Origin of the sequence: Micromonospora cremea (assembly GCF_900143515.1) — a bacterium.
GTDB classification, from domain to species: Bacteria; Actinomycetota; Actinomycetes; order Mycobacteriales; family Micromonosporaceae; genus Micromonospora; species Micromonospora cremea.
The window spans coordinates 527,924-541,845 of record NZ_FSQT01000002.1 but is presented as its reverse complement, the minus strand read 5'-3'; the positions used below and the strand labels follow the sequence as shown (position 1 = coordinate 541,845).

At 73.3% G+C, this 13,922-nt stretch carries 15 protein-coding genes and 1 pseudogene; 5 read left to right on the top strand and 11 right to left on the bottom strand.

Features of this window, described 5'->3' with window-relative positions:
* Positions 1-2: 2 nt before the first annotated feature.
* From BUS84_RS15795 to BUS84_RS39950, 7 genes are all read right to left on the bottom strand, one after another.
* Complete coding sequence (locus BUS84_RS15795) at positions 3-242, bottom strand: acyl carrier protein (RefSeq protein WP_074313380.1); 240 nt, start codon at positions 240-242, stop codon at positions 3-5.
* 86 nt (positions 243-328) lie between these two features.
* Entirely contained in the window at positions 329-1,273 is a 945-nt protein-coding gene (locus BUS84_RS15790) for a beta-ketoacyl-ACP synthase III (protein WP_074313377.1), read from the bottom strand.
* Positions 1,270-2,439 carry an acyltransferase domain-containing protein gene (locus BUS84_RS15785; RefSeq protein WP_074313376.1) on the bottom strand — a complete coding sequence of 390 codons (1,170 nt, stop codon included), beginning with the start codon at positions 2,437-2,439 and terminating at the stop codon, positions 1,270-1,272. Before BUS84_RS15785 ends, BUS84_RS15790 begins: the two co-directional genes overlap by 4 nt.
* Positions 2,440-2,517: 78 nt before the next feature.
* On the bottom strand, positions 2,518-3,783 hold the full coding sequence (locus tag BUS84_RS15780) for a PucR family transcriptional regulator (protein ID WP_074313375.1): 1,266 nt from the start codon (positions 3,781-3,783) through the stop codon (positions 2,518-2,520).
* A gap of 59 nt (positions 3,784-3,842) precedes the next feature.
* Positions 3,843-4,571: a response regulator gene (locus tag BUS84_RS15775; RefSeq protein WP_084757490.1), complete on the bottom strand. Its 729-nt coding sequence runs from the start codon at positions 4,569-4,571 to the stop codon at positions 3,843-3,845.
* Positions 4,568-5,149: a sensor histidine kinase gene (locus BUS84_RS39045; protein ID WP_244298591.1), complete on the bottom strand. Its 582-nt coding sequence runs from the start codon at positions 5,147-5,149 to the stop codon at positions 4,568-4,570. Before BUS84_RS39045 ends, BUS84_RS15775 begins: the two co-directional genes overlap by 4 nt.
* Positions 5,074-5,775 carry a hypothetical protein gene (locus BUS84_RS39950; protein ID WP_244298590.1) on the bottom strand — a complete coding sequence of 234 codons (702 nt, stop codon included), beginning with the start codon at positions 5,773-5,775 and terminating at the stop codon, positions 5,074-5,076. Before BUS84_RS39950 ends, BUS84_RS39045 begins: the two co-directional genes overlap by 76 nt.
* 120 nt (positions 5,776-5,895) lie before the next feature.
* Between BUS84_RS39950 and pyrE the strand changes: the two genes are divergently transcribed.
* From pyrE to BUS84_RS15755, 3 genes and pseudogenes are all read left to right on the top strand, one after another.
* Complete coding sequence (gene pyrE / locus BUS84_RS15765) at positions 5,896-6,438, top strand: orotate phosphoribosyltransferase (RefSeq protein WP_074318828.1); 543 nt, start codon at positions 5,896-5,898, stop codon at positions 6,436-6,438.
* Positions 6,439-6,453: 15 nt separating this feature from the next.
* Positions 6,454-6,699 (top strand): annotated as a pseudogene (locus BUS84_RS39945) (hypothetical protein); the annotation flags it as partial.
* A gap of 102 nt (positions 6,700-6,801) precedes the next feature.
* Positions 6,802-7,143: a hypothetical protein gene (locus tag BUS84_RS15755; RefSeq protein ID WP_074313374.1), complete on the top strand. Its 342-nt coding sequence runs from the start codon at positions 6,802-6,804 to the stop codon at positions 7,141-7,143.
* A 76-nt stretch (positions 7,144-7,219) separates the two neighbouring features.
* Here BUS84_RS15755 and BUS84_RS15750 read toward each other — a convergent pair whose 3' ends face one another.
* Entirely contained in the window at positions 7,220-7,870 is a 651-nt protein-coding gene (locus BUS84_RS15750; protein WP_074313372.1) for a hypothetical protein, read from the bottom strand.
* A gap of 240 nt (positions 7,871-8,110) precedes the next feature.
* On the opposite strand from BUS84_RS15750, the gene BUS84_RS15745 reads away from it, so the two are divergent.
* Positions 8,111-8,746 (top strand): copper resistance CopC family protein, encoded by a 636-nt coding sequence (locus BUS84_RS15745; protein WP_244298589.1) that lies wholly within the window; start codon positions 8,111-8,113, stop codon positions 8,744-8,746.
* Positions 8,747-8,977: 231 nt separating this feature from the next.
* Here the strand turns inward: BUS84_RS15745 and gltX are convergent, their stop codons facing one another.
* From gltX to BUS84_RS15730, 3 genes are all read right to left on the bottom strand, one after another.
* The gene (gene gltX, locus BUS84_RS15740; RefSeq protein WP_074313368.1) at positions 8,978-10,387 is read right to left on the bottom strand and encodes a glutamate--tRNA ligase; all 1,410 of its coding nucleotides are present in this window, start codon (positions 10,385-10,387) and stop codon (positions 8,978-8,980) included.
* A gap of 94 nt (positions 10,388-10,481) precedes the next feature.
* Complete coding sequence (locus BUS84_RS15735; protein WP_074313365.1) at positions 10,482-11,759, bottom strand: MFS transporter; 1,278 nt, start codon at positions 11,757-11,759, stop codon at positions 10,482-10,484.
* On the bottom strand, positions 11,756-13,105 hold the full coding sequence (locus BUS84_RS15730) for a GH1 family beta-glucosidase (RefSeq protein ID WP_074313363.1): 1,350 nt from the start codon (positions 13,103-13,105) through the stop codon (positions 11,756-11,758). The genes BUS84_RS15735 and BUS84_RS15730 overlap by 4 nt, the downstream gene beginning before the upstream one ends.
* Before the next feature lie 187 nt (positions 13,106-13,292).
* On the opposite strand from BUS84_RS15730, the gene BUS84_RS15725 reads away from it, so the two are divergent.
* Positions 13,293-13,742 (top strand): SRPBCC family protein, encoded by a 450-nt coding sequence (locus tag BUS84_RS15725; RefSeq protein ID WP_074313361.1) that lies wholly within the window; start codon positions 13,293-13,295, stop codon positions 13,740-13,742.
* Positions 13,743-13,922: the final 180 nt, after the last annotated feature.

Below are 13,922 nucleotides of genomic sequence, written 5' to 3'. Positions count from 1 at the left end.
GATCAGGACTGGGCCGCGATGTAGGTGACAGCGTCCCCGACGGTCTTGAGGTTCTGCACCTCGTTGTCCGGGATCTTGACGCCGAACTTCTCCTCGGCCGCCACCACGACCTCCACCATGGAAAGCGAGTCGACGTCGAGGTCGTCGGTGAAGGACTTCCCCTCGGCCACGTCGTCCGGGTTCACCCCGGCAACCTCTTCGAGGATCTCGGCGAGGCCGGTGGTGATCTCGTCACGGGTCATTGCGGTTGGTTCCTTTCATCGGGGGTTCTCCGGCGGCCGGCGTCGCCAGCCGCCACTCCTGGACGCGTGTGCGCCCGAGGGGGTCATCAGGGGCAGCGGACGACCTGACCGGCGTAGGTCAGGCCACCGCCGAAGCCGAACAGCAGCACCGGGGCGCCCGAGGGCACCTCCCGCCGCTCGACCAGCTTGGACAGGGCCAGCGGCACGCTCGCCGCGGAGGTGTTGCCGGACTCGACGATGTCCTTCGCGATGATCGCGTTGGGGATGTTGAGCCGCTTGGCGATGCCGTCGATGATCCGGGCGTTGGCCTGGTGCGGCACGAACGCGGCCAGCTCCGACGGGTCGACCCCGGCCCGCTCGCACGCCTGCAGGGCCAGCGGCGCCAGCGCGGTGGTAGCCCAGCGGAAGACCGACTGCCCCTCCTGCTGGATGTACGGGCGCCAGCCCTCGATGCGGACCGCGTCGCTCTTCTCCGGCGCCGAACCCCAGACCACCGGACCGATCCCGGCCGGCTCGTCGTCGGCGGTCGCGGTGACCACCGCGGCACCGGCGCCGTCGCCGAAGATGATGCAGGTGGAGCGGTCGGTCCAGTCGGTGAAGTCGGAGAGCTTCTCCGCGCCGATGACGATCGCGTTGCGCGACGCCCCGGCCCGGATGGCGTGGTCGACGGTGCCCAGCGCGTAGGCGAAGCCCGAGCAGGCGGTGTTGACGTCGTACGCGCCCGGCGCGGCGATGCCCAGCTTGGCGGCGACCCGGCAGGCCACGTTGGGGCTGCGGTCGACCGAGGTGCAGGTGGCGACCACGACCAGGTCGATGTCGGCGGCGGTCAGGCCGGAGTTGGCCAGCGCCTTGCCGGCGGCGGCGGCGGCCATGTCGGCCACCGTCTCACTGTCGGCGATCCGCCGGGTGACGATGCCGACCCGGTCCCGGATCCACTCGTCGTTGGTGTCCACGAGCTGGGCGATCTCGTCGTTGGTCACCACCCGGGAGGGCTGGTAGTGCCCCATCGACACGATGCGACTGCCAGTCATGAGCGACCTCCGATGCGGGCGAGCGGTTGGCCCGGTGCGACCGGGTCGTCGTGGTGGGCGAGCCATTCGGTGAGGACGCCGTTCTGGTGCGCGGTCACGTCGACCGGCCCCTGCCGGGTGCCGATGTGCCCGACGACCTGGCCGGCGCGGATCGTCTCGCCCTCGGTCAGCTCGGCGGACCGGGCGAAGGCGCCGGCGGCCGGTGCCACCACCACGCGGAACTGCGTGGTCGGCCGGTGGCTGGGCGCCATGCCGTGCCGGGCGATCAGGTCCCGCGCGGCCGGCAGGTCGTCCGGGGTGTTCAGGGTGACGATCTCCGGGGCGCCGTCGCCCTTCAGCTCCCGCTTGACCAGCCCGGCCAGTGTGCCGGCCGGCGGCAGCTCGATCACGCCGGTCACACCGAGGTCGGCCAGCGTGCGCATGCACAGGTCCCAGCGGACCGGCGCGGTGACCTGGCGGACCAGGCGCTGCACCATGTCGCGGCCGTGGTCGACCGCGGCGCCGTCGAGGTTCGACAGCAGGATCCGGGCCGGGTCGGCCGGGGTGATCCCGGCGGCCACCGCGGCCAGCGCGGCCTCGGCCGGCGCCATGTACGGGGTGTGGAACGCGCCGGCCACCTGGAGCCGGATGATCCGGGTCTTTGCCGGCGGCTCGGCGGCGAGCTTGTCCAGCCCGTCCAGCGAGCCGGCGGCGACGATCTGCCCGGCGCCGTTGCGGTTGGCCGGGTGCAGCCCGTGCGCGGCGATCGCGGCGAGCACCTCGTCCGGGTCGCCGCCGAGCACGGCGGCCATCCCGGTCGGCTCCAGCGCGCACGCGGCGGCCATTTCCCGGCCCCGTACGCCGGCGAGGGTGATGGCTGCCTCGGCCGGCAGTACCCCGGCCAGCGCCGCGGCACCGAGCTCGCCGACGCTGTGCCCGGCGGTGAGCGCCACGTCGTGCATCGGCAGGTGCTCGGCGGCGAGCAGCGCCGCGGCGACCAGCAGCGGCTGGGTGCGGGCGGTGTCCTTGATATCGTCGGCGCCGGCGGCGGTGCCCAGGCGCACCAGATCGACCCCGGCCAGAGCCGACCACCAGCGCAGTCGCGCCTCGGTGCCGGTCAGGTCGAGCCAGGGGGTCAGGAAGCCGGGTTTCTGGGAACCCTGGCCGGGACTAAGTACGGCGAGCACGCCTATGACTCTCCCGGATACGCGTGGGTAACGCTGTGCCGGCCTCGACCAAACCACACTAGAAGCTTTGGAGGGTTCCTACAAAGATCGGCGGTGATCGTCGCCGGTTTGGGGGGCTTTCCGGGCCGCCGGGGTCATTGTCTGGGTCGGGACGGGAGGGGTCACCGGGGTCACCGGATCCAGCCGGCCGACGGTCAGCGCCACCTGGAGAGCGAACGCGTCCCGGGGAGACAGCGGCGAGAAGCCGGTCACCTCGGCGATGCGGCGCAGACGATAGCGCACCGTGTTCGGGTGCACGAACAGCGCCCGCGCGGCGCTCTCCAGCGTGCCGCCGGCGGCCAGGAACGCGTCCAGCGTCTCCAGCAGCTCGCCGCCGGCGCGCACCAGGGTCGCGTACACGTCGTGCCGCAGCCGGCGGCGGGCCTCCCCGTCGCCGGCCAGGGCCCGCTCCGGCAGCAGGTCGGCTGCCGGCACCGGCCGGGGCGCCGTCGGCCAGGCCGGCGCCGCCCGGAAGCCGGCCAGCGCGGCCCGCGCCGACTCCGTCGCCTCGTCCAGACTGGGTACGGCCGGACCCACCACCACCGGTCCGTCCCCGAACGCGGTCAGCAGCTTGCCGGTGGCCCCCAGCGGGTCCGCCGCGCCGCCCAGCACGATCACCAGCCGGTCGCCGTGCACCCCGCCGATGACCTCCACACCGATCCGCCGGGCCTGCCGGTAGACCACGTGCAGCACCGCGGAGACCTCCCCGCCGGGCGAGCGGCCGACCGCCACCGCGACCGGCGGTGCCTCCGTCCAGCCGAGCGCCGCCGCCCGGCTGGCCAGCACGTCCGGCGAGTCACCGCGCAGCAGCGCGTCGACCAGCAGGGCCTGCAACCGGGCGTCCCACGCGCCGCGTGACTCGGCGGCCCGCGCGTACACCCGGGCGGCGGCGAACGCGATCTCGCGGGAGAAGCGCAGCACCGCCTCGCGCAGCTGCTGCTCCTCGCCCTCGGCGGCCAGGTGCGACACCTGCTCCTCGACCACGTCGATGGTCACCTTGATCAGCGCCACGGTCTGCTGGAGGGTGATCGACCGGGCCAGCGCCTCGGGAGCGGCGGCGAAGACCTCGTCGGAGACCTCCTGGGTGCTGTCCGCCGTGCCGCCGCCGTCGCGCAGCCACTGCACCAGCGACCGGGCGCCGGCCTGGGCCACCAGCATCACCCAGGAGCGCTGGTCGGCCGGCAGAGCGCGGAACCAGGGCAGCGTCTCGTCCATCCGGGCCACGCTGGCGGTGGCCAACGCCCCCGCCGCGCGTTCGATCTGACGCAGCGTGGCCGTCAGCTCTCCACCGCCCGGCGTACTCACCGCCCTAGCCTGACACGCGCTGACCTGGATCTTCATGCCGGGCCCGGCCGGCCCCCCGGTCACGGTGCCGGGGCGGGAGCGGGCAGGCCCAGCTCCTGGGCCAGGATCGCGGCCTGCACCCGGCTGCGCAGGTCCAGCTTCGCGAGGATCCGGCTCACGTGCGTCTTGGTGGTGCTCTCCGCCATCGCCAGCCGGTCGGCGATCTGCTGATTGGACAGGCCGAGGCCGAGGCCGAGGCAGGCCAGCACGTCCCGCTCGCGCGGGGTGAGCGTGTCCAGGGCGGCCCGGGTGGCCGCGGACGCACCCGGCGCGGTGGCCGCGAAGGCCGCGATCAACCGGCGGGTCACCGCGGGGGCGATGAACCCGTCCCCGCCTGCCACCGTCCGTACCGCCGCGACCAGCCCCGCGGCGTCGGTGTCCTTGAGCAGGAAACCGGCCGCCCCGGCGCGCAGCGCCCCGAAGACGTACTCGTCGAGGTCGAAGGTGGTGAGCACCAGCACGTCGGCGAGTCCCTCGGCGACGATCGCCCGGGTCGCGGAGATGCCGTCCCGGCGCGGCATCCGGATGTCGAGCACCGCGACGTCCGGCCGCAGGTCCCGGCACAGCCGTACCGCCTCGTCGCCGTCGCCCGCCTCGCCGACCACCTCGACGCCCGGCGCGCCGGCCAGGATCAGCGTCAGCCCGGCTCGTACCGCCGGCTGGTCGTCCGCCAGCACCACCCGGACCGCCGCTCCCGTCGACCCGCCCGCCGCGCCGGCGTCGCCCGGCGCCCGGGCCGGGCCGGTCACCCGTCCTCCAGAGTGGGCAGCGCGGCCCGGACCTGCCAGCGGCCGTCGTGCTGCCCGGCACTGAACCGGCCCGCCAGCAGCGTGGCGCGTTCCCGCATTCCGATCAGCCCGGCCCCGGCACCCGTCAGCCCGGCGCCGCCCTGGCGCACCGGATTCTCCACCGTCAGCACGACCTCCGTCGGCCGGTACGCGATCGTCAGCTCCGCCTCGCCCGCACCGTGCTTGAGCGCGTTGGTCAGGGACTCCTGCACGATCCGGTACGCCGCGAGGTCCACCCCCACCGGCAGCGGGCCGGGCGTGCCGTCGGTGCGGACGCGCACCGCGAGGCCGGCGGCCCGGATCCGCTCGACCAACCGGTCCGCCTCGGCGAGCCGTGCGGTGGCCGCCTCCGGCAGCGCGCCGCCGTCGCCCGCCGGTGCCCGCGCGCCGCCGGCGCCCGGCTCGCGCAGCAGCTCGATCATCTGCCGCATCTCCGCCAGACCCTGCACGCTGCTCTCCCGGATCACCCGCAACGCCGACTCGACCTGACCGCGGTCCAGCCCGGGCACCGACAGCACGGCGGTGGCGTGGATGGCCACCGCGCTGAGATGGTTGGCGACCACATCGTGCAGTTCCCGGGCCATCCGGGCCCGTTCGGCACTCTGACCGCCTGCCAGCGGTCCAGCTCGACCAGCCGGGCGGTCTGCTCGGCCCGGGCCCGCTCGGCGGCGGCCTGATCGCGGTACTGCCGCACGCTGATCCCGGTCAGCACCGGCAGCAGGCCGACGAGCACCACCAGCACCCCGACGGCGACACCGCTCCACTGGTCGGAGAGGAGCACGCCGACCACCGCGCCGGCCAGGCTCAATCCCACGGTCACCCGCAGCAGCCACCGCCACAGCCGCGCCGGGCCGTACACGCAGGCGTCATAGAGCACCTGGGTGTAGATCAGGATCGTGCCCAGCGAGCCGCCGAGCGCGATGTCCACGACCAGCGCTCCCGTGCCGACGCCCAGGCTGGAGCGCGGCGCGACCCGGCACAGGCCGACGGCCACGCACATGGCCAGCAGCGGCGGCAGGAACAGCGCGGGCGGCACGTCCGGATGTGGACGGATCTGCGGTTGCCAGCCGAGGGTGAGAAGCACCAGGCCACCGGCCAGCGATGCGCCGGCCAGCGTGAGATCCCGGCCGAGCGTGCCGGAGCCGAGCCACGGTGGCGGTCGCATGGTCCCGATCCCACCACAGCCGTCGAGCCCCGGACTCCGACCCGGGGAGGACCCCGCCGGACCCGGCATGCGTCGAAAGGGGTACGCCGGATGGGCGGCGGCCCGGCAACAATGATCATCATGACGTACGCAGAGACCATGGCCGCGCTGGCCCGGGAGATCGACACCACCTGTCGGCTGACCGGCGAGTTCGTGCTCCGCTCCGGCCGCACCGCCGACGAGTACTTCGACAAGTACCGGTTCGAGGCGGATCCCCGCCTGCTGGACCGGGTGGCCGCCCACCTGGCGCCCCTGGTCCCGTCGGGCACCGAGGTGCTGGCCGGGCTGGAGATGGGCGGGATTCCGGTGGTGACCGCGCTCGGCCGGCACACCGGGCTGCCCTGCGCCTTCGTCCGCAAGGCCGCCAAGCCGTACGGCACCGCCCGGCTGGCCGAGGGGACGGAGCTCGCCGGGCGGCGGGTGCTGGTGGTCGAGGACGTGGTCACCTCCGGGGGGCAGGTGGTCATCTCCACCGGGCAGCTGCGCGAACTGGGCGCCCGCGTGGATCACGCGCTTTGCGTCATCGACCGCGCAGAGGGTGGGTCTGCTCTGTTGGCGGAGCGCGGCGTGGCGCTGCGGGCGCTGTTCACCCGCGCCGATCTGGAGGCCCACCGCAGGCGTTGACGGAGTCCGGTCGGGCCGCGGGTCCGCCCGCCCCGCTACGGCTGGGCGCGCACCCGCCACGAGTGGCGCGAGTGGGGCAGGGCACTGCTCGGTTGGGCCATCGCCTGCGGTCTGCTCGGCGCCGCGATCCTCTGGGTGAACGACGCGGGACGAACCCGTGAACTGGGCAACTGGATCCAGAGGCTCAGCGTCGCCATCGTGATCTGGCTGGTCGCCTTCCCGGTCTGGGAGACGGTGTTCCCTCGCCGCCCGAAGCGCTGACCCCGGGGTACGCCGTGCGCGACCCGTCGGTCCCGGCCAGTACGGTGGCAGGGCACGTCGGGGGGAGCACCCGCGGGTGAGTGCGAGCGTGAGGAGACCGGGATGGCGCACGGGGAGGCCGAGCACGGCTGCGCCCAGGGCGAGCCCTGCCGGCCGGGGCACCACGACCCGCAGGCGGCTGCCAAGCACCGCCGGGCGGTCGGCGGCGTGCCGTCACACCCTGCGGAGCCGACCACAGTCCGGCCCGCGGAACGGGCCGACGACGACGCTGTGGTGCCCCGCCAGCGGGCCGCCGAGCCGGCGCTGCCCGGGGAGCCCGAGCCAGACCCCGCCGCCGGGTGCCGCAGTGAGATGCCCGGATGGGCCGGCGCTCACCGGCACGGCCCGGTCCGGCCGCGTCAGCGGGCCACCCGCCGGGAGCGCCCACCGCGCCGCTGGTGCTGACCACCCGACCACGCCCGCCCGCCTGACGGGCCAGCGTGCGGGCGTGCTGGTGGGCCAGCGTGCGGCCGTGCTTGGGTCAGCGGGTGCGGCGGCGGATCAGCAGCGCGATCCCGGCGAGGCCTACCGTGATGGTCAGCATCACCGCGACGTTGAGCAGCAGCAGTCGCTGCAACTCGCCGAGCGCCTCGTCGATGTCCTTGGCCGGGTCGAGAGTGTCCTCCGGGAGCACCCGCTCGCCGCCGCCCACGCCGCCGCTGACCGTGTCGAACTGCCGCTCCAGCGGCACCCCTGCGGTACGCAACGTCTCGGACATGCTGAGCCGGCCGAGGAACCAACCGGCGGCGATCTTGCGGGAGTCCGGCTGCTTCGCCGGCCGGTAGATCCGCGGACCGCCGATCGCCTTCGGATAGAGGTCGTACGACTGCTTCGGCGTCTCACCGGCGAGCACCACGACCGTGTACTTCGGACCGAGGTCGGCCGCCTTCGGCCCCTTGGGCTGGCCGAACCGGCCGATGAAGTTGACCTGGTCGATGACCGCGACCACGTGCGCGGGCTGCGTTTCCGGGCGCAACCGCAGCGGCTCGGACAGCCCCGGGCCGGTGATGTCCACCCCGGCGGGTGCCGGCTTCGGTGCCGCCGTGGCCGGGCCGGCGGTGCCGAGCGACAGCAGCGCCGCCGCCAGCGTGCCGGCCAGCACGGCGACCCACCGCCTCATCTGTCGGACCATCCCGCCTCCTCGCCCCGTTCGATGGATGGCTTCGCCGTGACGTCCGGATCGATTGGTCGGTGGCCGAACCGACCGGGCGGTCGGGGCCACTCTCACAGAGTCGCAGAACGTCGATGATTTTCAGCTTGTGGAGCAGTAATTGGAACTATCTGCGATCTCTGCTCGACTAATGAGGAGCCGTTTGATCAGCGGGCGGATCGTACCCTTACGGAGGGGTTCATGGGGGGCAGGGTTACACGTATGGCGCGGGTCGTGCCAGTGGTGCTCGGCGTGGCGTGCGGTGTGTCGTTGCTGGCCCCGGCGACGCCGGCCGCGGCGCACAATTCGCTGACCGACAGCGATCCGCGCGACGGCGCCCGCGTGGCCACCGCGCCCACCCGGATCGAGCTCCGTTTCCTGGCCAAGCCGGACCCGGCTACGACGAAGATCACAGTAATCGGACCGGACAATGTGGTCGCTGGCGGGCTGCCGGCCTTCGCCGGCAGCCGCGTGCGGGTGCCGTTCAAGCCCGGTGCCGCAGGGCTCTACATAGTCGGTTACCAGGTCGCCTCCGGCGACGGGCACCCGGTGAAGGGCGAGGTGCGCTTCACTCTCACCACCGGCACGGCCGCCGACCCGTCCGCGAGCCCGTCCGCCCTGCCATCGGTCAGCGGTGGCACTACCGCGACGCCGGGTGCTGCGGCCGGCTCGCCGTCGGCCGGGCCGGCCTCGGCGTCACCCGTCGCGACGGGCGGCAGCCCGACGGCGGTCGTGCCGCTGGCGCAGGAGCGTGCCGCCTCCGGTCACCGCCGGTGGCTCTGGGCACTCGGCGCCCTGGTGCTGCTCGCCGCCCTGGTGAGCGGGTTCCTGCTCCGCCGCCGGGCCAACCGCGGCTGAGCCCGATCCGAACGCCTGGCCGACCCCCCGGCAGCCCCGGTTGTCACCTTTGCTCTGCTTACACGTACGCAACACTCAGCGCATGTTTCTGTTGCGGATGAGTAAGCAGAGCAAAGGTGGCGAGGAGGGTGCGCCCGGCTCCATCAGGTGGCGCCGCCAGTCCGGTGCGGATGGCAACGCCGACGCAAGCCGCCCCGCAGTCGTGCGGGGCGGCGTGTGCGGCGGAGGCGGTCAGACCAGGCGGAGCCGGGCGGCGCGCATCCGGGTCAGGGTGCGCTCGCGACCGAGCACCTCCAGCGACTCGAACAGCGGCAGACCAACGGTGCGACCGGTGACGGCGACCCGGACCGGCGCCTGCGTCTTGCCGAGCTTGAGGCCCCGCTCGGCGCCGACCGCCTCCAGCGTCGACTTCAGCGACTCGGCGTCCCAGGACTCCAGCGCCTCGAACGCGGCGATGGCGGCGTCCAACAGGTCGGCCGAGCCGTCCTTCATGGTCTTGGTCCAGGCGGCCTCGTCGATCAGTGGCGAGGCCAGGAAGAGGAAGTCGACGTTCGGCACGATCTCGCTGAGCACCGCGATCCGGGTCTGAGCCAGCGGCGCCACGGCGGCGAACGCGTCGGCATCGAACTCCTCGGGCTGCCACGGTGGCGGCGCGATGGTCCCGGTGCCGGTCAACCACGGCTGGCAGGCGTCGATGAACTCGGCCACCGGCAGTGCGCGGATGTACTCGCCGTTGAACGCGCGCAGCTTCTTCTCGTCGAAGAACGCCGGGGAGGGGTTGACCTCCTCCAGCCGGAACTCGTCCTCGATCACCGACCAGGGGACGATCTCCCGGTCCCCGGAGGGCGCCCAGCCGAGCAGCATCAGGTAGTTGCGCATCGCGCCGGCGAGGTAGCCCTCCTCGCGGTACGCCTCCAGGGCGACCTTGTCCCGGCGCTTGGAGAGCTTCTGCCGCTTCTCGTTGACCACCACCGGCACGTGCGCCCAGATCGGCGGCTTGACCCCGAGGGCGTCCCAGAGCAGCTGCTGCTTGGGGGTGTTGGGCAGGTGCTCCTCGGCGCGGATCACGTGGGTGATCCCCATGGTCAGGTCGTCGACGACGTTGGCCAGCAGGAAGACCGGCGAGCCGTCGCCCCGGGCGATGACGAAGTCCTCGATGAGCCGGTTCTCGAAGGTGGGTTCGCCGCGGATCAGGTCGACCACCACGGTCGCGCCCTCGTCGGGCGTACGGAAGCGCAGCGCCCGACCCTCACCGGGGCCGAGGCCGAGGTCGCGGTGGTAGCCGTCGTAGCCCTGGTACTGCGAGCCGGTGCGGGCCTGCACGTCCTCGCGGGTGCAGTCGCAGTAGTACGCGCGGCCCGACTCGTAGAGCCGGGCCGCGGCGGCCCGGTGCTCGCCGGCGTTCTGTGACTGGAAGTACGGTCCCTCGTAGCTGCCCCGGGAGATGCCGATCCAGTCCAGCGCGGAGAGGATGCCCTCGGTCCACTCGGGCTTGTTGCGCGCCGCGTCGGTGTCCTCGATGCGCAGCACGAAGACCCCGCCCTGCTGCTTGGCGTAGATCCAGTTCTGCAGCGCCGAGCGGGCGCCGCCGACATGGAACATACCGGTCGGGGAAGGGGCGAAGCGCACACGTACCGTCACGCCCCCAGCCTACGGCGAACGGCAACCGGGTAAGGAAGGGCCCCTTCTTATCGCCTGGTGTTGTACAAGCCGCCCTTCCTGCCAGGCCAGCGGGTCAGGGCACTGAGCGGATCTTGACGACCAGGGCGCTGCCGACCAGGGTGACCGCGGCGGTGACCGCGTAGAGCGTCGGGTAGCCGCCCAGATGCACCACCAGCGGGGCGGAGAGCGCCGGGCCGAGCACCTGTGGCGCCGAGTTGGCGATGTTGATCACGCCGAGGTCCTTGGCCCGGTCGGTGGCCCGGGGCAGCACCTGGGTGATCAGCGCGGCGTCCACCGAGAGGTAGACGCCGTACCCGGCGCCGAGCAGCAGCGCGGCGACGATCGCCATCGGCCAGACCGGCGCGACCGCGAGCAGCAGCGCCGCCACCGCCATGATCAGCCCCGAGGTGATCACGTAGATCTTGCGCCGCCCGGAGCGGTCGGACAGCCGGCCGGCGACCACCGCCGTCAGCATCATGCCGAGCGTGTAGAGCAGGATCAGCACGAGCAGGCCGCCCTCGGGATCGGGGTGGCGTACCCCGTCGGTGAGGAAGTACAGCAGGTAGAGGGTGCCCAGGGCGTTGCCGAGCTGGACCAGGAACCGGGTGATCCAGGCCCAGGCGAAGTCCGGGTGCCGGCGCGGGCTGATCCACATCGACGCCAGCAGCGCGCGCGTCCGCAGCGCCGGCCGGTGTGCGCGGGGCAGCGGATCGTCGGGGGTGAACAGCGCGAACGGCAGTGACAGCAGCAGGATGGCCACCGCGATGGCCAGGTAGCCGGCGGCGTTGCCGGTGACCAGGGCGGTGACCAGCACCGCGCCGAGCACCAGTCCGAGCGCCTGCGGGATGCCCACCCAGCCGGAGACACCGCCGCGCTGCACGACCGGCACCCGGTCCGGGACGGCCGCGGTGAGGCTGGCCAGCATCGCGTTGAAGCACACCTGTGCGGCGACCCAGCCGAGGGCGACGCCGAGGATGGTCCGCTGCTGGGCCAGCAGCACCAGGGCCGCCGCGCCGAGCAGTGCCCCACCCGCGGTCCAGACGTGCCGGCGGCCGAACTCCCGGCCGGCCACCCGCAGGCAGGTCCGGTCGGACAGCGCGCCCGCGAGGGGGTTGGCCAGCACCGCGGCCAGCGCGCCCAGGCCGGTGACCACGGCCAGCATGGTCTCCTTGTCGCCCGGCGCGATCCGCTCGATCTGCTGCGGCAGCAGGACCTGGATCGGGGTGAAGAACGCCATCCAGACCCCGAGGTTGGCCGCGAAGATCAACGCGATCCAGCCGCGCCGTACCGGCACGGTCGGCTCGGCGAGCGCGGCCGGCAGCGACGCCGGGGTCGGGTCGAGGGTGGTCACCGCGCCGACCCCGGCCGGCTGGGCGCGATCACGTCCCGCAGCCAGGTGTACGAGGACTTCGGTGTACGGGTCTGACTGGCGTAATCGACGTGCACCAGACCGAAGCGCTTGGTGAACCCCTCGGCCCACTCCCAGTTGTCGAGCAGCGACCACACGAAGTACCCGCGTACGTCCACCCCGTCGTCGATGGCGGACCGGACCGCCCGCAGGTGCCCGTCGAGGTACGCGATCCGGTCCGGGTCCGGTACCCGCCCGTCCGGGTCCGGCACGTCGTCGTACGCGCAGCCGCTCTCGGTGATCTCGATCGGCGGCAGCGCGTCGCCGTACGTGTCACGCAGCCAGCCGAGCAGGTCGTGCAGCCCGTCGGGGGCCACCGGCCAGTCGAAGGCGGTGCGCGGGTAGCCCTCGAGCGGGACCAGGTCGAACGGCAGCGGCGACCCCTCCTCGGCGGCCCGTACGCCGGTCGGGTTGTAGTAGTTGACCCCGAGCACGTCGATCGGCGCGGCGATCGTGTCCAGGTCACCGGGATGGACCACGCCGGCGTCGAAGCCGGGCAGCTCCGGGTAGCCCCGGCCGAGCAGCGGGTCGGTGAAAAGACGGTTGTGCAGCGCCTCGTACGCGGCCCCGGCGGCCCGGTCGGCGTCGCCGTCGCCGAGCACCCGCACGGGGGAGTAGTTGTTGGCGATCGCCACCGGGCTGGCGGTGCGGGTCCGCAGCGCGGCGACCGCGAGCCCGTGGCCGAGCAGTTGGTGGTGGGCGACCAGGAAGGCGTCGAAGAGCAGCATCCGGCCGGGGGCGTGTACGCCCATGCCGTAGCCGAGGCTCATGTGGATGAACGGCTCGTTCAGGGTGATCCATAGCCGGACCCGGTCACCGAGCCGGGCGGCGGTCAGGTCGGCGTACTCGGCGAACCGGGCGGCGGTGTCGCGGTGCAGCCAGCCGCCGGTGTCCTCGAGTGGTTGGGGCAGGTCCCAGTGGTACAGGGTGGCCACCGGGTCGATGCCGGCGGCCAGCAGTTCGTCCACCAGCCGGTCGTAGAAGCCCAGGCCGGCGGGGTTGGCCGGGCCGGTGCCGGCGGGTTGCACCCGGGGCCAGGCGATGGAGAACCGGTACGCCGAGACGCCGAGCCCGGCCAGCAGCGCCACGTCCTCGGTGTGTCGGTGGTAGTGGTCGCAGGCCACCGCGCCGTTGCTGCCGTCGCTGATCCGACCGGGGGAGTGCGCGAAGGTGTCCCAGATGGACGGCCCGCGCCCGTCGGCCGTGGTGGCGCCCTCGATCTGGTGGGCCGAGGTGGAGACGCCCCAGCGGAAGCCGGCTGGGAATTCGGGCATCGGTGCGGTCGACATGCGCCCTCCCGGTCAACGTGAAACGTGTTCGGGACTCTAGGGCGCTCCGGATGAATGCGCCATAGGCCGGGATGGCGCGATGCGCAATGGTTGATCGGCGTGTCTTTTTCCGAACCCGTCCAGGTACGTCCGATTTTGCGCATAGAGTGCCGATATCGTGGGATGTCCTCACTGGAGGAAGACGGAAATGATCCTCGTAGAACGCAGTGCGCACGTGGCGGCGCCGGTGGAAGTGGTCTGGGACGTCGTACAGCGGGCCGAGCAGTTGCCGGCCTGGCTGGCGGGGGTCCGCGCGGCCGAAGTGCTCTCGGGGGAGGGCTTCGGACGGCGGCAGTTGGTCCAGGCGGGGCGCGGCTCGGCGCACGAGGCCGAGGTGATCGCCTACCAGGAGCCGACTCTGATCGGCTGGCGGGAACGGGCCAAGGGCGCCGGTGCCCGCGCGGAGGCGCGCACCGAAATCTACGTCCAGCTCACTCCCGACGAGGAGGAGGAGGGCGGGACCATCGTGCGGCTCATCGTGGTCCGCTGGCCGGCAGGCCCGGTCAAGGCGGCCCTGCTGCGCCTGGGGCTGCGTCGGGTCGGCGCGGACCTGGAGGACTCGCTGGCCCGGCTGACCGACCTGGCCGCCGTCGGCTGATCCGCCGAGTCCCCGGCGTCACCCGCCCCGGCGGTGGCCCCGGGTCCCCGCCAGGGACCCCGGACCGCCGCCGCCCCCATCTCACCCGCCGTCCGCCCGGTCGGTCGGGAGTGCGGGGCGAGGGTGCGGGTGCACAAAGGGCCCGGCGCGCGTGCGCCGGGCCCTTCCTGGGTGGTGCTG